The sequence below is a fragment of the Haloarcula quadrata genome (genome assembly GCF_003634715.1).
GTDB lineage: Archaea > Halobacteriota > Halobacteria > Halobacteriales > Haloarculaceae > Haloarcula > Haloarcula marismortui.
Window position 1 is genome coordinate 2,993,928 of record NZ_RBWW01000001.1, and the last position, 16,645, is coordinate 3,010,572.

The following is a 16,645-nucleotide window of genomic DNA, read 5'->3' on the forward strand; positions in this document are numbered from 1 at the left end:
CGGGCGCTCGAACTGAAGAGTATGACAGATGTCGTCGTCGCCGGCGGGGGACTCGCCGGGCTGGTCGCCGCCCGCCACCTGGCGGAGTCGGGTCGGGACGTGACAGTGTTCGAGCAGCGCTCGGACGTGGGCGGTCGCGTCCGGACAGTTCACGAGGACAGCTACACGTTCGACCGTGGGTTTCAGGTCATGTTCACCGCCTATCCCGCGGCGAAGCGGGAACTCGACGTTGAGGCGCTGGCTCCGCGGACGTTCACGCCGGGGGCCACTATCGCTAGCCCGAACCACCGCTCGGTGCTGTCGGACCCGCTCCGGAATCCCTCCGCCGCACCGCAGACGCTGCTCAATACCGACGTGCGCACGGCCGACAAGCTCCGACTGTTCCGGCTCCAGCGCGAACTGGCCGGCGTCGAACCGGTCGAATTGCTCTCTCGGGGCGGAACGACCATCCGGGAATACCTCGCTGACTACGGATTTTCAAAGCGGTTCGTCGAGCGGTTCGCCGCACCCTTTTACGGCGGCATCACGCTTGACCGCTCACTGGGCACGGATAGCAGCATCTTCGAGTACACCTACAAGATGCTGAGCGAAGGCGAGATATTCGTCCCCGCCAACGGGATGCAGGCGATGCCGCGACAGCTTGCTGACCGCGCTCGCTCGGCGGGCGCGACCATCGAAACCGACGCGCCCGTGACAGAGTTGGAGACCCACGAGGGAGAGGTTACTGCCGAGGTAGGCAGCGAAACAGTGACGGCCGAAAGTGCCGTCGTCGCGACGGACCCGCAGACGGCGGCGGAGCTGACGGATATCGATGCGATTCCGACCGAGCCCGTCGGCTGTGTCACCCAGTACTTCGCACTCCCGACGAACCGCGCTCCGGCCACCGGACAGCGCATCATCCTCAACGCGGCGGACGACCGACCGAACACCGTCGCGCCGCTGTCGGCGGTCGCCAGCGAGTACGCGCCCGCTGGCATGGAGCTATACAGCGCCACATTCCTCGGGACGCCGGAAGAAGACGACGCGGAACTGGCCGCTGAAGTCCGGGCGGCGCTGCAGTCGTGGTATCCGAACGCGAGCTTCGAGGCGCTGGAACTGCTCCGGACCGACCGCGTCCCACTCTCACAGTTCGCTCAGCCGCCGGGGTATCGGGACGCGCTCCCGGACCCGACAGCGCCAGAGGGCAACGCCGTCCTGGCGGGCGACTACACCCGCTGGTCGGCGATACAGGGTGCGCTGGAAAGCGGCAAGGTCGCCGCCGATCTGCTTCGATAAGAGAAACGCCGATACGACTGCAAAAGAGGGCCGGCGGCCTATGCGGCCGGACCGCCGCTATTCGTGTTTCCCTCTTGTTCGTGCCCCTCTCCTTCGAGGACTTCCGAGACGTACTTTATCGTCGCGAAGTACAGCAGCAGTAGCGAAAGCAGCGTAATCGCGATGAGACCCAGCGCGATTTCTGTCTGAACCATGTTCCAGCGTCCACCGTCGTAGCTCAAATATTTACCGTTATAACATTCGACGGAACTCACCCAGCGGCGGGAACGACAGCGTCTCGCGCCCGCTCTCGTCCCAGACTACCGGCTCTAATCGGTCGGCATCAGTAACGAGCGGGGACTGAAAGTCACTGGCCCGCATCTCGTTGACCTCCACGCCGGCGTTCAGCCTGTTGAACGACGGGAGCATCACCACGTCGCTGCTGCGGTATTGACCGCTGCCGACGAGGTAGCAGGGTTGGCGTTGACCCTCGATGCTGATCGTCGGATGGTCGTGTCCAACGACGTAGCGCTCGGCATCAACGTCGGGTGCCTCGTGGCCGTGACAGACGACGGTTTCGCCGACGCGATACGTCGTTTCGGTCGGGCCGTCCCACACGCTGTCGAGCATCGTGTCGTGGTTACCCGGCGTCACAAGCAGGCGAGCCCCGGCCGCCTGACAGGCGCTTTTGAGCCCTGCCACGGTACTTTCGACCGACCGAGGGACGGTCCGGAACGAGTGGAGGAGGTCGCCGGCGATAACGACCTCCGCTGGGTCATGGCGCTCGACGAGCGACTGGAACCGCTGGACCATGTCCGAGCCGGACCCGACCGGGAGTTCGAGGTTCCCGCCGGTGCCCCGGCCAACGTGGAGGTCCGCGACGACGAGCGTCTCCCCGAGCAGGAGCGCCCGGTCGTCGTAGCTGGCTGTCATCGCCGTCCAGTCAGCACCGGGGAAGCTTATATTGTCGGGCATGGCGACGAGACACATCGCAGGTGGCCGGACTGCAGCCGAATATCTCGGCCTGACAGTGTCGGTGGTATTTTTACCTGCGACTCCCGTGATTCCTGTATGGTCGACGTCCTGGAGAACAAGCGGGCCGCAACGCGGTTTCGGGTCCTCGTGGAGATCGCCGAGCGCCAGCCCGCAGTGAGTCAGGGCGAAATCGCCGACGCTGTCGGTGTGACGAGCCAGGCCGTCAGCGAGTACATCCGTGAACTCGTCGACGACGGCCTCGTCGAGAAGGAAGGGCGGTCGCGCTATCGCGTCACGAAAGAGGGCGTCGACTGGGTGTTCCAGTCCGCGACCGACGTCCGCCGGTTCGCCGACCACGTCACCGACGACGTGCTCGGCAGCGTGCAGGAAGACGCCGCCATCGCCACGGCGGATCTGGCGGAAGGCGAGACGGTCACGCTCTCGCTATCGGACGGCCTGTTGCACGCTGACCCCGGCGGCGGCGACGCGACGGGCGTGACGACGACCAGCGCCGCAGAGGGCGAGGTCGTCGGCGTCACCGGCTTCGAGGGTGTCATCGACCTCGACCCCGGTCACGTCAGCGTCATTCAGGTCCCGCCGGTCCGGTCGGGGCCGGTCGAGAACATCGACGACATCGCCGCGGCCTGTGCAGATGTCCCTATTGTTACCGCCGCGGGCGTCGAATCCGTCGTTGCGCTCCGCGATTCCGACATCGAACCGACAACACATTTCGCGGCGGGTGAGGTGGCCGCCGCCGCCGCATCGCGGGGACTCGATGCTGTTGTCGTCGCGACACAGGACACCGTCGGGCGTGTGACCGACGCACTCCGCGATGCGAGCGTCGACTACGACGTGACACAGTGACCCGCGAGTAGCGGGACTTTTCCGGTCGGCTGCCGTCGGGACAGCCATGAGCGACCACGAGATGCACGACGCTGTTGAGGCATTCCTAAACGAAGCCGACGACGCCTACGGTGAGTACGAGCAAGGCTACACCGACGCTGATGCGACACTCAGACGACTTGAGACGGCTATCGAGGAACTGCGGACGTCGACTGAGGAGTAGGACGCCGTTCATCGTCGGGCGAACAATATTGTAGGATTAGGTTCATGTAGCTCGTATGACTGATGTGGTTCTGGTCGACGGCGCACGCACCGCACACGGTGAACTGCTGGGAAGGCTCACAGACCGAAGCGCGATAGCGCTCGGCAGTGCGGCCGTCGAGGGACTGCTCAATCGGACCAGCGTCGACGAGGACAGTGTTGACTGGGTCGGCCTCGGAAACGCGGTGCAGGCCGGCGTCGGTCAGGTCCCGGCCAGACAGGTCGTCGTCGAATCGCCGCTCCCTGACGATGTCGCCGCGACGACGCTGAACGAGGCGTCGGGGTCGGGACTGCGAGCGATCACAACCGCCGCCGACCGCATCGAGGCCGGTCGGGCGTCGGTGTGTCTCGCCGGCGGCATGGAGTCGATGTCGAACGCTCCGTATCTCGTGCCGGATATGCGCGGCGGTCGCCGCCACGGGAACAGCGAACTCGTTGACGCGATGATATGGGACTCGCTGTGGGACAAACAGTACGACGCGCATATGGGGACGCTGACGGAGGAACTCGCCGCCGAGCACGACATCAGCCGCGAAGCCCAGGACGAGTACGCTCGGCGGAGCAATCACCGAGCCGGCGAGGCTATTCAGTCCGGGCAGTTCACCGAGGAACTCGTTCCTGTGGAAACGGCGGACGGGCTCGTAACAGAGGACGAAGGGCCACATCCGGACACGACGGTAGATAAGCTGGCGGCGCTCCCACCGGCTTTTGCGGACGGTGGGACAATCACCGCCGGCAACGCATCGAAGCTTTCTGACGGGGCAGGTGCAGTGGTGCTGGCCGACGCCGAGACGGTCGAGCGCGAGGGGCTGGGGCCGATGGCCCACGTCGAGGACTACGCGGTTGCCTACCGCGATCCGTCGGAGTTCTCAATCGCGGTACGGGACGTAGTGTCGAAGCTCCTAGAGCGCAACGACCTCGCCGTCGCCGACGTGGACCACTTCGAACTCAACGAGGCCTTTGCCGCGCAGATGGTGTACGTCGCCGACGAACTCGACATCCCCGCCGAAAAGCACAATCCCCTCGGCGGCGCGGTGGCGCTCGGCCATCCAATCGGAGCCAGCGGCGGCATCCTCACGACCACGATGCTGTATGCGATGGAGCGAGCAGATCATCACCGCGGTATCGTGGGGATGAGCGTCGGTGGCGGTGGCGCAATTGCGATGTCTGTGGTTCGCTAATGAACCGCCGCCATCGAAGCGAGTGAGCGTCGGCGGTGGCGGCGCAATTGCGATGAGCGTCGTCCGATAGGACCGCCAGCGGCGAGGCGAGTGAGCGTCGGCGGTGGCGGCGCGATTGCGATATCTGTGGTGCGCTAGCGAAATCGGGAAGAATTATCGGGCCGGCCGCCCCCAAACAGAATATGACTGGATTCTCCCGACGGGTAGAGCAGGTATCGATCTCGGGCATCCGCGAAGTGTTCGAGGCAGCGGGCGAGGACGCAATCAACCTCGGCCTCGGCCAGCCGGACTTCCCGACGCCGGAGCACGCGCGCGAAGCGGCTGTCGAGGCAATTCGAGCGGGAGACGTCGATGCCTACACGTCGAACAAGGGGACCGAGGAACTCCGGGAAGCCATCGCCGCCAAGCACGAGCGGGATAACGACCTTGAGGTCGACCCCGGAGACATCATTGCCACGTCGGGCGGGAGCGAGGCGCTGCATATCGCGCTGGAGGCCCACGTCGATGCAGGACAGGAGGTCATCTTTCCGGACCCGGGCTTCGTCTCCTACGACGCGCTGACCCACCTCGCCGGCGGGACGCCGCGACCTGTCCCACTGCGCGAGGACCTCACGATGGCCCCTGAGACGGTCGAGGAGGCCATCACCGACGACACGGCGGCGTTTGTCGTAAACTCGCCCGCAAACCCGACCGGAGCGGTCCAGTCCCCCGAGGATATGCGGGAGTTCGCCCGCATCGCCGATGAGCACGACGTGCTGTGTATCTCTGACGAGGTGTACGAACACCAGGTGTTCGAGGGCGAGCATCGCTCGCCGGCGGAGTTCAGCGAGACGGGCAACGTCGTCATCGTCAACGCCTGCTCGAAGGCGTACTCGATGACGGGCTGGCGGCTCGGCTGGGTCACCGGGGCGACGGACCGCATCGAGCGGATGCTGCGGGTCCACCAGTACGCACAGGCCTGTGCGTCAGCCCCGGCCCAGTACGCCGCCGAGGCGGCGCTGACCGGCCCACAGGAGCCCGTCGCGGAGATGCGCGAGGCTTTCAAAGAGCGGCGGGACGTGCTGCTGGATGGCCTCAATGAGATGGGACTGGATTGTCCGACGCCCAAGGGCGCGTTCTACGCGATGCCGAAGGTCCCCGACGGCTGGGTGGACGAAGTTATCGACCGCGGCGTGGTGGTCGTCCCTGGCGATGCTTTCGGCGAACACGGCGCGGGCTACGCCCGCATCTCCTACGCGACAGACATGGAGACGCTGGAAGAGGCCATCGACATCATGGCCGACGCGACGGCGGCGCTCCGCTGAGCGCTTGGAGGCGAATGGAACCGCGGACAGTCGCCCCGAAATTGGAACAGTCTCGGAAGAGAGTGCGAAGAAACGCTTTATCCGACGCCCGTCTTGACTCCGGTATCCCATCGTGGCATATGAATCCAAGTCCAGCGCGCTGTTCGACGGGGAGAGACAGGACTATACGACGGGCAGACACAGTTCCCGGGAGGACAGTGGGATGGAGAAAGCGCTCTGGTATCTGCTGACGGCGACACGCGGCGGTGCCAACCGGGCGCGTATCATCGACGCTCTCGCGGACCGACCGATGAACGCAAACGAACTCGCCGACGAACTCGACGTAGGCTACAAGACGATCAGACATCACATGGAACAGCTAGAGGACCACGACGTGGTCGAATCCGGCGACGAGGAGTACGCCAAACTCTACTTCCTGACTGACCGGTTCGACAACTACCGCGACACTTTCGAGGAAATCGTGGAGAAGATGGACGAATGAGGGGGCAAATTACCATCCGGACCGCGGCCAGCCAACAGGAGGGGTGGTGCTGATGGCGATGGGACCGCTCATCACCGCTGCGGCCATCCTTGGCGGGCTTAACGTCCTATTGTTGCTCCCGCTGCTGGGCGTCTGGGTCCGTAACTACGCGACGTTCCGGACAGGGCTCGTCGCCGGCCTCATCGCTTTCGCCGTCGCGATGCTCGCCGAGAACGCCATCGCCGTCTACTTCTTCTTCTCGATGCAGAGCTTCTACGCTGGCGACCCACACGTCCAGCAAGCCGTGCTGGTCCTTCGCTCGTTGCAGTTCATCGCAATTGCCGGACTGAGCTACACGACGCTTCGGTAGCGCGGTCCCGGGAGTACCCCCGCGGTAGTGGCGAGTGGTGCAGCCTCGCACCACGAGTACTGTACCGCCATGGAGACGAACACGTTCGGGACAAGCGCCTGACTAACGGGGACAGTTATCGAACGTATGAGCACAGAGCACCAGGAGGCGGTACAGGAACTCGACGTTCGGGACGTTGACGGGGAACCGTTCGAACAGATCATGAGCGCCCTCGATTCTGTCAGCGAAAGCGAGGCGCTCAGGCTGGTGAACAGTTTCGAGCCAGTACCGCTGTACGACGTCCTCACGACAAAGGGATACCGGTACGACGCGGAGCAGGTCGCCGACGAAGAGTGGCACGTCACAATCAGGCCGGAGTGAGGTGGGACCTGAGCACGACTCGTGGTGGTTCATCACCGCCAGCGCGCTGTGGGCCTACTCCGCGACAATGCTGTCGAGCAGCTTCGTCTGGGCGGCGGCAAGGTGTTCCGCGAACGTCGAGACGGAGATGTCCAGTTCCGTCGCCACGTCGCCGGCGTTGGCCCCTTTCGGATATTCGAAGTACCCCATATCGACGGCGGTTTCGAGCACTTCCTGCTGCCGGTCGGTGAGTTTACTTCGGTCGACGAGAATCGAGTCCACCGGGTCCACGTCGCCGTTCCGCCGCATCGACCGGAGCGAAACGCCGTCGTACAGTTCTTTCAGCCGCGTCACGATAGCGCGCACCCGGTCGACATCAGGCGCGTGGAAGGTCAGGCGGAGCTGCCCGCCCTCAGCACGGATATCCGCGACCGGACAGTCATACGTTTCGACCGCCTCGCAGACGCACTCAGTTCGCGACCGGGAAAACTGGTAGCGGGTCCCGTTGCCCGTCACGAACACTTTCTCCATGTCCTCCCGTGCCTCGATTGCCCCGTCGTCAGTACCCGTCGCTGTGAACTCTTCGATGACCTGCCCGTCTGCATCTGGGCTGCTTCGGGCGACATCGGTCACGGCCGTGCCCGCCTCATCCGAGACGCTCGCCACCGGACAGGCCCCCGGGGCGTCGACCGACAGCTCCACTCTAATGCCGGAGTCGCTCATGTAAGATACTGTGACACCACATTACAAAACGGGCGAGGCGCGTTCCCACGGAGTGAAAAATCCCCTCAATCTGCCGGGTGCTGGTCAGGAACCGATCCCTCGAACCCGTCCGGCCGGTAGTCACACAGCGGGTCCGCCGCCAGCGGGTCCCCTGTCGTCGCGTACGCTCGTGACCGGCTGCCGCCACAGACCGTCCGGTATCGACAGGCCCCGCATTTGCCCGTCAACGCGTCGTCGTCCCTGAGCTGCTGGAACAGCGGTGAGTCCCGGTAAATGTCCACGACGCTTTCCTCTCGAACGCTGCCCGCCGATTTCGGAAGGAACCCGGAGGGGAACACCTCGCCGGTGTGGCTCACGAAGGCGAACCCCTTGCCAGCACGAATACCCATCCGGCGTTTGAGCCCGCCGGCTCCCTCGTCCTGCTTCTGCATCGCGACGCGTCGGTAGTGGGGCGCTTCGGTCGTCTTGAGGCCGAACGGTGCCTCGTCGCTGACCTCGTGGAGCCACGACAGCACGCGCTCCGCTCGCTCGGGGGCAATCGGCGTCAGGACCCGCCCGCGACCGACCGGGACGAGGAAGAACACCGACCACAGCACCGCATCGAGGTCCGCGACGAGGTCCCGGATCGCCGGCAGTTGCTCGACCGTCTCAGCACAGACGGTGGTGTTGATCTGCAGCGGGATGTCGAGGTCACGGGCCGCCTTGGCGGCCGCCATCGTCGCCTCAAAGCTCCCGGACTCACCCCGGAACGTGTCGTGAGCGTCGCTGTCGCCGCCGTCGATGGACAGGGCCAGCCGCCGAAGTCCGGCGTCATCGAGTTCGGCCAGCCGCTCGGGCGTGATCGAGTTCGTCCCGCTGGGCGTCAGTGTCATTCGGAGGCCCTGCTCGGTGCCATACTCGACGAGTTCAGGGAGGTCCCCGCGAGCCAGCGGGTCCCCGCCCGAGAGGACGACCAGCTGACCGTCGCCGAACTCGCTGGCTTGATCCAGCAGCGCCTTCCCCTCCGCCGTCGAGAGTTCGTCGGGATGCCGGCGAGGCTGAGCGTCGGCCCGGCAGTGCTTGCACGCCAGTTCGCAGGCCTGCGTTACCTCCCAGATCAGCACCAGCGGCTGCTGGTCGAGGTCGAGTTGCCCGCGCATCTATGCCTCCCGGTAGACGCGGGTAACGTGGCCTCCACAGCCACACTGCTGGACGTACTCCGTTGTGATCGTCTCATCGAACGCTTCGTCCAGCGCGTCAAACAGATAGGTTTCCGGGTGGCCGTGGTCGGCGTGGCTCACCAGATTAACGTGATTCCCAGCCGTCGTCATCTCGACGGCATCGATGGCCTGTTCGACGACCACGTCGGGGTCTTCGGCGTGTGCGGGCGTCTCCAGGTTCGCCGACCAGGAGTTGTCGTGAACCTCGGTTGTAACCGGCGGCACGTCCTCGTGGGAATGGCTCATATATACCGGTTGACGGCGGGCGTCCCTCGGTCCTATCCCGAAGATGTTCGGGTTATTATACACAACGGATTGCAGAGAGGAATTCGTCTGAGCGACTTTATCACACATATTGCTACGACACCTGTTCGACCAGCCAGTCGAACTGCTTGTTCAGTTCCTTCTTGCGCTGTCGTGAGATAACGGTCGAATCGATCATCTCGCCGAGCACCGGGAGGTCGAGTGCGCTATACTCTGTCGTCGCCGTGACTTCGGTCCCAGCGTCGACGGCCTCAACCGTGTACTCTGTTATCATCGACTCGAAGATGCCCTGACGCTGCTCGTACCGCAGCACTGCGTCAGTCTCGACGATTTCCAGATCCAGTTCGATTTCGAAGAGTCCGACGCGATTGATGATGCCGAGGTCGTCCCCGTCCAGTGTCACCTCGTCAAACCCTGCTGCAAGCATAAACGGCTCTACGTCCGTTATCAGCGCAGTGACGGTCTCCGGGTTAGCCGGGACCGTCCGGGTCAGCGAAACGCGCTCCATACCAGACGGCCAGTGGCCGGCGAGATAAGCGTTCGCCATACCCGAAGATGTTCGACGCTGTGGTTTTGTCCGACCTGATTTCGTGTTGACAGCGTGGGACACCGCCCCCCAAGTTTCTTGTCCCCATCGCAGGTAGACGAACATGTTCGGGAGTACGGACGCAGGGGTCGGGCGAATATATTCGGTTACGCCAATGCCACACGCTGAACTCACGCTCACGATTCCGGAGGAAATCTGGATCGGCGATGTCTCGCGAGCGTACGACGACGCGACGTTTCGCATCCTGTCTGCGCTCCCCGGCGAGGACGCCGGTGTCGGGCTAGCGGAGATCACATCGGACGACCTCCCAGCGGTCCTCCGTGATATCGAGAACCGCGAGTCGGTCACAACTCTCGAAATCCTCTCTCACCGTGACGACAGCGCACTGGTTCAGTTCGAGACATCGATGCCGCTCCTGCTCTTCCCAGTGCAGGGCTCGGGTGTCCCGCTGGAAATGCCGTTTACCCTGTCCGACGGCGAGGCCGTCTGGGAGATATCAGCGCCACAGGAGCGACTCTCCGAACTTGGCGAGCAACTGGAGGAATTCGGCATCTCCTTCAGTGTCGACCGCATCCAGCAACACCTCGAAACCGAGCAGGTGCTCACCGAGAGCCAGCTAGAACTGGTTCAGGAGGCCATCGACGCGGGCTACTACGACACGCCGCGGGAGTGCTCGCTGACGGAACTGGCGGACCGCGTCGGTATCGCGAAGTCGACCTGCAGCGAGACACTCCACCGCGCAGAGGAACAGATACTCAAGCAGTTCGTTTCGGACCACCCGGCGCGGTGACTGGAAGTCGAAGGGCGTAATACGCGCCTCTGTGAGAGATACGACATATGAGTTCCGACGCGGTCGACGAGACACACGAAAACGCCCGACAGGAGGTCATCGCGGTAGACGCCGATGACAACGAGGAGGGACTGGTCAATCGGCTCGACGCCCACACTGGCGACGGTGTTCGCCACCGCGCGTTCACCGCTCTGCTGTTCGACGAGAACGACCGAATCCTGCTCGCACAGCGCGCGGCGAACAAGCGCCTCTGGGATACACACTGGGACGGGACCGTCGCCTCCCACCCTGTCGAAGGTCAGACGCAGGTCGAAGCCACCGAGGAACGGCTCGAAGAGGAACTGGGAGTTGACCCCTCGCAGTACCAGAACCTCCGCGTGACCGACCGGTTCGAGTACAAGCGCTACTACGAGAACGCTGGCCTCGAATGGGAAGTGTGTGCGGTCCTGCAGGCCACACTCCACGACACCTCGCTGGAACCGAACCCCGAGGAGGTCGACGGCCTCATGTGGGTCCCCTACGAGCGACTGCGTGAACATCCCGAGTACTACCGTCAGCTCCGGCTCTGTCCCTGGTTCGAGATCGCGATGCGCCGGGACGAAGAACGGTAACGCCGACGCCTCGACGCGACGGTGTACACCGACGCTCGGGGAGTCACTAGCAGTACGGTCGGCAGGCATTGCAGTGATGACATCCCGACCCGTTTCCTTTTCGGCCCCGCCGCCTAACCCCGGGTATGGACGTTCCGCTGTACGACTCCCTCGACAGCCAAGTCGTACTCGTCACCGGCGCCACGCGGGGCATCGGGAAGGCAATCGCCGACGGGCTGGTCGACCTCGACGCGACGGTGTACGCCGGCGCTCGTGATACTGACGACATCGAGGCGACAGACCGTCACGCTATCGAACTCGACGTGACCGACGACGACGGGATGGTCGCCGCAGTCGACCGCATCAAGCGCGAGCAGGGCCGGCTTGACGTGCTGGTCAACAACGCCGGCGTGATGGACTCACGGGAACCGCTCGATGGGATGCCGACCGACGTCATCGACCACACCTTCGACACGAACCTCCGAGGAGCGGTGCTCATGACGAAGTACGCCCTTCCGCTGTTGCTGGCCGAGGCGGGCGGTCGCATCGTCACCATGTCTTCCGGCCTCGGCGCCATCACCGAGAGTCAGTCAGGCGGCACGCCGGCCTACCGCATCTCGAAGACGGGCGTCAACGGGTTGACGAAGTACCTCGACGGCGAGTACGCGGCCGACGGCCTCATCGCCAACTCGGTGTGTCCGGGATACGTTCAGACGGACATGACTGAGGGGAGCGCCCCCGAACGCCCGAAAAGGGTGCTGAGACGCCAGTATGGCTCGCTCGCTTCCAACCCGACGCGCCGAGCGGGCGGTTCTGGCGCGACAAGGCTGAAATCGAGTGGTAGCAGCCGGCATCAATCAGCGTTCTCGCCGTGGACTGCCGCGGGCTCGTCCGTCGCATGGGCTGGCTCAGCCGCCGGCAGTTGCAACTCCACAGTCGTTCCCGGCCCGTCCGTCTCAGGAAACGACATCCGGCCGCCGAGGTTCCGAACGATCCAGTTGACGAGCCAGAGCCCGACGCCGGAGCCGTGTTTGAGCGGCGTTTCGGTTCCCGAGCGGATAACCTCGCGCTCGTGGTCGGTGATACCGGGACCGTTGTCGTGAACGGCCACATGGACACCCGGCGTTCTATCGGCCCGTGTCGCCGTAATCTCGACCGCAACTGGGCCCGCATCGGTTGCCTGATGTTCGACAGCGTTCTCGACCAGTTCCTCCAGCGCGATGAGGACCGACGGACCGCCCCGTATCCAGATATCATTCTCGCAGGTGAGCGTAATCGCCACGTCAGGATGACGGTCCTGCGCATCGCTCACGACCGAGTCCAGCAGCGTCTGAAGCGCTGTCGGGCTGTGCTGTTTGGTCTCTAGAGCCTCGGTGACTCGGCCGATCTTGTTGCTGCGGTCGACGATGTCGTCGACTGTGCTCATAATACGGTTGAGTCGCTCGCGTTCGTCGGCATCGGCCGTATCCCTGAGCAAGTCCGCGTTCCCCTTGACGACGTTCATCTCGTTTCGGATATCGTGACGGAGCAAGCGGTTAAGCACATCTAGCCGCTGTTCGCGCTGTCGGCGGTCTGTGATATCACGAAGGCTGATGAGATGGCCAGAAACAACACCGTACGCGCGGTACAGCGGTATCACGCGCACGTCGTAGTACCGGACGCTGCCGTCGCGTTCGAGGGCCGTCTCGGTCTGCGTTCGCTCACCCGGGCCGGGGACTGTTTCGGCGAGTGTCGGTGACGCCTGCGGTAGCGAACGGCCCAGAAGCGTGTTCTGGTCACCGTCGAACAGCGCCGTGGCGGCCGCATTGACGTCAACGATACGGCGCTCGTCGTCGACAATGATGACGAGGTCGTCCATTTCCGTGAAGATAGCTTCCCGACCCAGTTCCCGGGTCACCGGTGCCACATCAAGTAGTTGCCCGCGGAGGATGGCGACCGAGAGGACGGCCCCCGACGCGACGTACCCAAGGCTTGTCGGATTAAACGTGGTTGGAACCACATCAAGCACAAACAGCGTCTGGACGACTGTCGGGACGGTGATGGCGAGTAGCAGCGCGAGCCCCTGACCCTGAAACACCTGGTTCGACCGGAACAGCATCCGCAACAGGAGGAAACTGCCGGCGAGGATTAACAGCAATATGTAGGACATATGGCCCCAGTACATGAGTTCGAACGCGGGAACGAGCGTCACCGACGATGCTGAGACGAATTGGGTCTGGCGGCCGGACCAGATGAGTTCGTGGGCATGGTTCGACCACACGAGCGTGACAAACACCGCCGGTTCGACGAGCAACAGCGCTGTTCGGCGTTGCGTGAGCCAGTGTGGGTGCCCCGTGTACTCGATAACCGTCACGAGCCACGCGACAGGGATGATTACTGAGAGCGTTAACTGTGCCTGAACGAGCCGCTCCATGGTGGACAGCCCCGGCACAGCGAGTTCGATACCGTACGCAACAGCCCAGAGGCTCGCCGCGACGACGAACACTGCCAGCGGTCCCGCACCCGGCCGGTCCCGGTGGAGCCACACCAGAAAGGCGACGCCCATACCGACGACACCCGACAATAAAACGACAGTAAGCGGCGACAGGACCATTCAGTTACGCACCAATTGTGTTCCAGATATAACTATTCTCGGTCACTCCGTCTGCGAGCGAACCGCGGACCACACGGCGAGGGCACCGAGCACGAACGCCGGAACGAGCGGGAGCGTGAGGTAGGCGTCACGGAGCGTGAGCCCGAGGCTACTGATGACGCCCTGGGCTGCCGGCAAGAGCAAAATTGCGCCAGGGACGAGCAGGAACGCCACGCCGATCATCCCGACAAGAATCCAGCCGCTCGTCCCGAATTCGGGACCGTCGACAGCTTCCGTGCCCGTCTCACTCTCCGCACGCGACGTATCTGTGGCCTGTGGCTCCGTGTCAGGGCGATGGACGTAGCCGGACTCGTCGTCAGCCATCGGTACGCACCCCGTCCCTGCTCGGACGGTGCATCACGATGGGACGGCCTCCAGTAATACCGACGGAACAACGTGGCTGCATATCTCGGAGTCAGGCAAGCGTGTGCAAAACGCTAACGGTCCCGCTACTGCGACAGACCGGGCGCTTCCTGACACGAGATGTCACGCAGGCTCATCTGATGTCCACTGTCGGAAGTATGTGCGTCCCGCTGCCCCTCCGCGACCGATGCGTCTTCGTACAGTCCCTCGAACGCACACTCATGGCAAACGACGTGATATCTCCCACCCATACATTTTTATTCTTCTTTCTATATTTTAAGACTATCGGTTTCAGATATTATATGTATTGCAGTTCCGTAAACGGTCGTCAGGGTATTTATTCACGGCGGCCGATGAAGTCGTATGGTGGATTTCCAGTCCCGTGACACACGCCGAGGGCCGACTGACGGGGAAGACGATGAAACGGATGAGGACGAGACGCGGGGCGACGAGGAATCCGCAGCAGCCGATACTGACGACGAGGCCACCAGTTCGGACCCCGCCGAAGCAGCCGATCCAGCGGCGGGAAACGACGACAAAGCGCCAGAAGAAGCTGACAGCACAGCAACGCCTGTAGCAGATGATACCGCAGAGAACAGCGACGAGCCTACCTCGAAGCCCGAAACCGATAGCTCTGTCACGGACCGTATCGACGAGGCGGCGGATCACAGTGTGGGCAGCCAATCAGCGACCGAAACACAGGACGCTGAAACGGCTGCTGAGGCGACACAGAGACCTGACGAGGAAGCCAGCGCCGAGACACAATCAGCTACGCAGCCGAGAGACACACCACAGGAAGCAGCAGTTCAGACAACGGATGCGACGCCAGCGCAAACAGTGACCCAGACCGACGCGGCGCAGGAGCAGTCAGTGGCCATCGCCGTCGTCACAGTCGGGACGGCGACAGAGGAAGGCGACCCAGCGGGCGAGGCAGTGGAGACAGCACTCGAAGCGACCGGCCAGACAGTCACAGCCCGCGAACGCCTTCGAGGGGACTATGACGGCATTCAGGAGGCCGTCGACAGGTTGGTCGGGCGTGACGACGTGGCGGTCGTCGTCACCGCGGGGGGACTCGGCGTCGCCCCGGCGGAGCAGACGCTCGAAGCTGTCCACCCCCTGTTCGAGAAAGCCCTGCCGGGATTCGAGGAAGTGTACCGGGGCCTCCTCTTCGAACAACAGGGGACCGAGGTCATCGCCATCCGTGCGACGGCCGGGATCGCCGATGGGACGCCAGTGTTCTGCCTGCCCGCGGACCCGGCGGCGGCCCGTGTCGCCATTGACGAGATCATCGCGGCGGAAGCCCCGTCACTCGTCGCTGAACTGTCCTAACCCACAGCCGGCGGATTCATGGTATCAGTCTTGTGTCCGTTTACCCGACTTAACGTGATATTTGCCGGCTCGCTCCGGGCCACCAGTTTTGCCGATGCCAACGGCCCATACTCCCGAATATCGGCTGTTTAAACGGATAAATCGCCGTGAAAGGTCGTTAACTGCGCCGCCCATTGAAGTGGAGACAGTCCACAGAACCGGGTGTCATGTCCGATCGCAACGCGACACGACGCGGCGTGCTCAAGGGTATCGGCGCGACAGCTGCAGCTGCACTGGGTGGGGCGGCCCTCTCCGGGACAGTTGCGGCGGCCGGTCCCTGGGAGTCCGTCGAGTCCCCGACCGGGAACACCCTCCACGATGTCGAGTTCACCGCGGCCGGTGCGTACGCGGTGGCGGGTGGCGGTATCGTCCTCGAACGAACCAGCACAGGCTGGCAGAAGGTCATCGGCGGCGGCCCGACCGGCAACGGCAACAGCCTCTACGGGGCCGACGTGACCGACGACGCCAAGGCCCTCTGGTTCGTCGGTGCCTCGGGCGCTATCGGCGAGTACGACGTGGAGTCGGGCGTGCTTACCAACCACAGCGCTCCGATGGATGTCACCAACAACTTCAACGACGTGTCCGTGACCGGCAGCGCCGGCGAGGCAAACGTCTACGTCGCCGGCGACTCCGGCAAGATGTACTACAGCTTCGAGAACGGCGCGAGTGAGACGTGGGACTACACCACGCCCGGGTCCGGGTCAGCCATCAATGCTGTCGACTTCCACGGGGTCCGCTCGGGCCATATCGTCGACGGCAACAAGAGCGTCTTCGTCACCGATGACGGGTCGACGTGGGACAAGATCGGCCTCGCCGACGCCAACGTCAACTTCTACGGCGTCGACTCCGACGGCCCGGACAACGTGTGGGTCTCCGGCGGTGGCGGTATGGTGTTCCACTGGAACGGCTCTGAATGGACGCCGACCGACACAGGCGATGCCGGCCTGCGAGACATCGAGGTCACCGACGACGACAGCACCGGCTACACAGTCGGTGGCGGTGGCAAGGTGTACGCCCTCGGCGGTGGCGACTGGACCCCGGATGAGACGCCCGCCGGCGAGAACCTGACGGCCGTCGTCCGCGGCGGCACCGACATCGCGGTCGGTTCGGGCGGAACTATCCTGGAGCAGTAGCGACGGTACAGTAGCGCAGGCCGGTTCGAGACCGCGGTGCGCCGGAGCC

21 protein-coding genes and 1 pseudogene are annotated in these 16,645 nt (G+C 63.9%); 13 read left to right on the plus strand and 9 right to left on the minus strand.

Going from position 1 to position 16,645, the window contains the following annotated elements; all coding sequences use genetic code 11:
- Positions 1-21 precede the first annotated feature (21 nt).
- Positions 22-1,275 (plus strand): NAD(P)/FAD-dependent oxidoreductase, encoded by a 1,254-nt coding sequence (locus tag BDK61_RS15470; RefSeq protein WP_167467391.1) that lies wholly within the window; start codon positions 22-24, stop codon positions 1,273-1,275.
- A 38-nt stretch (positions 1,276-1,313) separates the two neighbouring features.
- On the opposite strand, the gene BDK61_RS23505 is transcribed toward BDK61_RS15470, so the two are convergent.
- Both BDK61_RS23505 and BDK61_RS15475 read right to left on the minus strand, forming a co-directional pair.
- Positions 1,314-1,469, minus strand: a complete 156-nt coding sequence (locus BDK61_RS23505) for a hypothetical protein (protein ID WP_004593663.1) — start codon at positions 1,467-1,469, stop codon at positions 1,314-1,316.
- 37 nt (positions 1,470-1,506) lie between these two features.
- Complete coding sequence (locus tag BDK61_RS15475) at positions 1,507-2,244, minus strand: metallophosphoesterase (protein ID WP_208644675.1); 738 nt, start codon at positions 2,242-2,244, stop codon at positions 1,507-1,509.
- A gap of 81 nt (positions 2,245-2,325) precedes the next feature.
- Here BDK61_RS15475 and BDK61_RS15480 point away from each other — a divergent pair, with 81 nt between their 5' ends.
- The 7 genes from BDK61_RS15480 to BDK61_RS15505 all read left to right on the plus strand — a co-directional run bounded on the left by BDK61_RS15480 (position 2,326) and on the right by BDK61_RS15505 (position 7,008).
- The gene (locus BDK61_RS15480; RefSeq protein ID WP_121303677.1) at positions 2,326-3,093 is read left to right on the plus strand and encodes a DUF7839 domain-containing protein; all 768 of its coding nucleotides are present in this window, start codon (positions 2,326-2,328) and stop codon (positions 3,091-3,093) included.
- Between the two features lie 46 nt (positions 3,094-3,139).
- Positions 3,140-3,295, plus strand: coding sequence for a hypothetical protein (locus BDK61_RS23510; RefSeq protein WP_004963619.1), 156 nt, complete (start codon positions 3,140-3,142; stop codon positions 3,293-3,295).
- A gap of 55 nt (positions 3,296-3,350) precedes the next feature.
- Positions 3,351-4,514 carry a thiolase family protein gene (locus tag BDK61_RS15485; RefSeq protein ID WP_121303678.1) on the plus strand — a complete coding sequence of 388 codons (1,164 nt, stop codon included), beginning with the start codon at positions 3,351-3,353 and terminating at the stop codon, positions 4,512-4,514.
- 182 nt (positions 4,515-4,696) lie between these two features.
- On the plus strand, positions 4,697-5,818 hold the full coding sequence (locus BDK61_RS15490) for a pyridoxal phosphate-dependent aminotransferase (RefSeq protein ID WP_121303679.1): 1,122 nt from the start codon (positions 4,697-4,699) through the stop codon (positions 5,816-5,818).
- A 202-nt stretch (positions 5,819-6,020) separates the two neighbouring features.
- Complete coding sequence (locus tag BDK61_RS15495) at positions 6,021-6,299, plus strand: ArsR/SmtB family transcription factor (RefSeq protein WP_004963627.1); 279 nt, start codon at positions 6,021-6,023, stop codon at positions 6,297-6,299.
- A 52-nt stretch (positions 6,300-6,351) separates the two neighbouring features.
- Entirely contained in the window at positions 6,352-6,648 is a 297-nt protein-coding gene (locus BDK61_RS15500) for a hypothetical protein (protein ID WP_121303680.1), read from the plus strand.
- 126 nt (positions 6,649-6,774) lie between these two features.
- Positions 6,775-7,008, plus strand: coding sequence for a DUF2249 domain-containing protein (locus BDK61_RS15505; protein WP_121303681.1), 234 nt, complete (start codon positions 6,775-6,777; stop codon positions 7,006-7,008).
- Positions 7,009-7,062: 54 nt separating this feature from the next.
- Here the strand turns inward: BDK61_RS15505 and BDK61_RS15510 are convergent, their stop codons facing one another.
- The 4 genes from BDK61_RS15510 to BDK61_RS15525 form a co-directional block, all read right to left on the minus strand.
- A complete protein-coding gene (locus BDK61_RS15510) occupies positions 7,063-7,710 on the minus strand; it encodes a helix-turn-helix domain-containing protein (RefSeq protein WP_004963636.1) in 648 nt (215 codons plus the stop codon).
- A 65-nt stretch (positions 7,711-7,775) separates the two neighbouring features.
- Entirely contained in the window at positions 7,776-8,849 is a 1,074-nt protein-coding gene (locus BDK61_RS15515) for a radical SAM/SPASM domain-containing protein (RefSeq protein ID WP_121303682.1), read from the minus strand.
- Positions 8,850-9,155: a CGCGG family putative rSAM-modified RiPP protein gene (locus tag BDK61_RS15520; protein ID WP_121303683.1), complete on the minus strand. Its 306-nt coding sequence runs from the start codon at positions 9,153-9,155 to the stop codon at positions 8,850-8,852.
- Positions 9,156-9,267: 112 nt separating this feature from the next.
- A complete protein-coding gene (locus tag BDK61_RS15525; RefSeq protein ID WP_244209813.1) occupies positions 9,268-9,681 on the minus strand; it encodes an SRPBCC family protein in 414 nt (137 codons plus the stop codon).
- Between the two features lie 193 nt (positions 9,682-9,874).
- Between BDK61_RS15525 and BDK61_RS15530 the strand changes: the two genes are divergently transcribed.
- The 3 genes and pseudogenes from BDK61_RS15530 (at position 9,875) to BDK61_RS15540 (ending at position 11,944) form a co-directional block, all read left to right on the plus strand.
- On the plus strand, positions 9,875-10,510 hold the full coding sequence (locus BDK61_RS15530; RefSeq protein ID WP_121303685.1) for a helix-turn-helix domain-containing protein: 636 nt from the start codon (positions 9,875-9,877) through the stop codon (positions 10,508-10,510).
- 47 nt (positions 10,511-10,557) lie between these two features.
- Complete coding sequence (locus BDK61_RS15535) at positions 10,558-11,121, plus strand: NUDIX hydrolase (RefSeq protein ID WP_011224828.1); 564 nt, start codon at positions 10,558-10,560, stop codon at positions 11,119-11,121.
- Between the two features lie 125 nt (positions 11,122-11,246).
- A pseudogene (locus BDK61_RS15540) lies at positions 11,247-11,944 on the plus strand (SDR family NAD(P)-dependent oxidoreductase).
- A 9-nt stretch (positions 11,945-11,953) separates the two neighbouring features.
- Here the strand turns inward: BDK61_RS15540 and BDK61_RS15545 are convergent.
- From BDK61_RS15545 to BDK61_RS23515, 3 genes are all read right to left on the minus strand, one after another.
- Positions 11,954-13,693, minus strand: a complete 1,740-nt coding sequence (locus BDK61_RS15545; protein WP_121303686.1) for a histidine kinase N-terminal 7TM domain-containing protein — start codon at positions 13,691-13,693, stop codon at positions 11,954-11,956.
- 42 nt (positions 13,694-13,735) lie between these two features.
- Positions 13,736-14,056: a hypothetical protein gene (locus BDK61_RS15550; RefSeq protein WP_004963662.1), complete on the minus strand. Its 321-nt coding sequence runs from the start codon at positions 14,054-14,056 to the stop codon at positions 13,736-13,738.
- 125 nt (positions 14,057-14,181) lie between these two features.
- Complete coding sequence (locus BDK61_RS23515; RefSeq protein ID WP_164734741.1) at positions 14,182-14,346, minus strand: hypothetical protein; 165 nt, start codon at positions 14,344-14,346, stop codon at positions 14,182-14,184.
- Between the two features lie 112 nt (positions 14,347-14,458).
- Here BDK61_RS23515 and BDK61_RS15555 point away from each other — a divergent pair, with 112 nt between their 5' ends.
- Both BDK61_RS15555 and BDK61_RS15560 read left to right on the plus strand, forming a co-directional pair.
- Positions 14,459-15,424 carry a molybdopterin-binding protein gene (locus BDK61_RS15555; RefSeq protein WP_121303687.1) on the plus strand — a complete coding sequence of 322 codons (966 nt, stop codon included), beginning with the start codon at positions 14,459-14,461 and terminating at the stop codon, positions 15,422-15,424.
- 206 nt (positions 15,425-15,630) lie between these two features.
- Complete coding sequence (locus BDK61_RS15560) at positions 15,631-16,596, plus strand: WD40/YVTN/BNR-like repeat-containing protein (protein WP_121303688.1); 966 nt, start codon at positions 15,631-15,633, stop codon at positions 16,594-16,596.
- Positions 16,597-16,645 lie beyond the last annotated feature (49 nt).

Excerpts from the sequence above, each read along its gene's own strand:
- BDK61_RS15520 (WP_121303683.1), bottom strand. The coding sequence starts at position 9,155 with ATGAGCCATTCCCACGAGGACGTGCCGCCGGTTACAACCGAGGTTCAC.
- BDK61_RS15525 (WP_244209813.1), bottom strand. The coding sequence starts at position 9,681 with ATGGAGCGCGTTTCGCTGACCCGGACGGTCCCGGCTAACCCGGAGACC.
- BDK61_RS15560 (WP_121303688.1), top strand. The coding sequence starts at position 15,631 with ATGTCCGATCGCAACGCGACACGACGCGGCGTGCTCAAGGGTATCGGC.
- BDK61_RS15510 (WP_004963636.1), bottom strand. The coding sequence starts at position 7,710 with ATGAGCGACTCCGGCATTAGAGTGGAGCTGTCGGTCGACGCCCCGGGG.
- BDK61_RS23505 (WP_004593663.1), bottom strand. The coding sequence starts at position 1,469 with ATGGTTCAGACAGAAATCGCGCTGGGTCTCATCGCGATTACGCTGCTT.
- BDK61_RS15555 (WP_121303687.1), top strand. The coding sequence starts at position 14,459 with ATGGTGGATTTCCAGTCCCGTGACACACGCCGAGGGCCGACTGACGGG.
- BDK61_RS15495 (WP_004963627.1), top strand. The coding sequence starts at position 6,021 with ATGGAGAAAGCGCTCTGGTATCTGCTGACGGCGACACGCGGCGGTGCC.
- BDK61_RS15485 (WP_121303678.1), top strand. The coding sequence starts at position 3,351 with ATGACTGATGTGGTTCTGGTCGACGGCGCACGCACCGCACACGGTGAA.
- BDK61_RS23510 (WP_004963619.1), top strand. The coding sequence starts at position 3,140 with ATGAGCGACCACGAGATGCACGACGCTGTTGAGGCATTCCTAAACGAA.
- BDK61_RS15535 (WP_011224828.1), top strand. The coding sequence starts at position 10,558 with ATGAGTTCCGACGCGGTCGACGAGACACACGAAAACGCCCGACAGGAG.
- BDK61_RS15505 (WP_121303681.1), top strand. The coding sequence starts at position 6,775 with ATGAGCACAGAGCACCAGGAGGCGGTACAGGAACTCGACGTTCGGGAC.
- BDK61_RS15480 (WP_121303677.1), top strand. The coding sequence starts at position 2,326 with ATGGTCGACGTCCTGGAGAACAAGCGGGCCGCAACGCGGTTTCGGGTC.
- BDK61_RS15500 (WP_121303680.1), top strand. The coding sequence starts at position 6,352 with ATGGCGATGGGACCGCTCATCACCGCTGCGGCCATCCTTGGCGGGCTT.
- BDK61_RS15470 (WP_167467391.1), top strand. The coding sequence starts at position 22 with ATGACAGATGTCGTCGTCGCCGGCGGGGGACTCGCCGGGCTGGTCGCC.
- BDK61_RS15490 (WP_121303679.1), top strand. The coding sequence starts at position 4,697 with ATGACTGGATTCTCCCGACGGGTAGAGCAGGTATCGATCTCGGGCATC.
- BDK61_RS23515 (WP_164734741.1), bottom strand. The coding sequence starts at position 14,346 with ATGGGTGGGAGATATCACGTCGTTTGCCATGAGTGTGCGTTCGAGGGA.
- BDK61_RS15550 (WP_004963662.1), bottom strand. The coding sequence starts at position 14,056 with ATGGCTGACGACGAGTCCGGCTACGTCCATCGCCCTGACACGGAGCCA.
- BDK61_RS15545 (WP_121303686.1), bottom strand. The coding sequence starts at position 13,693 with ATGGTCCTGTCGCCGCTTACTGTCGTTTTATTGTCGGGTGTCGTCGGT.
- BDK61_RS15515 (WP_121303682.1), bottom strand. The coding sequence starts at position 8,849 with ATGCGCGGGCAACTCGACCTCGACCAGCAGCCGCTGGTGCTGATCTGG.
- BDK61_RS15475 (WP_208644675.1), bottom strand. The coding sequence starts at position 2,244 with ATGTGTCTCGTCGCCATGCCCGACAATATAAGCTTCCCCGGTGCTGAC.
- BDK61_RS15530 (WP_121303685.1), top strand. The coding sequence starts at position 9,875 with ATGCCACACGCTGAACTCACGCTCACGATTCCGGAGGAAATCTGGATC.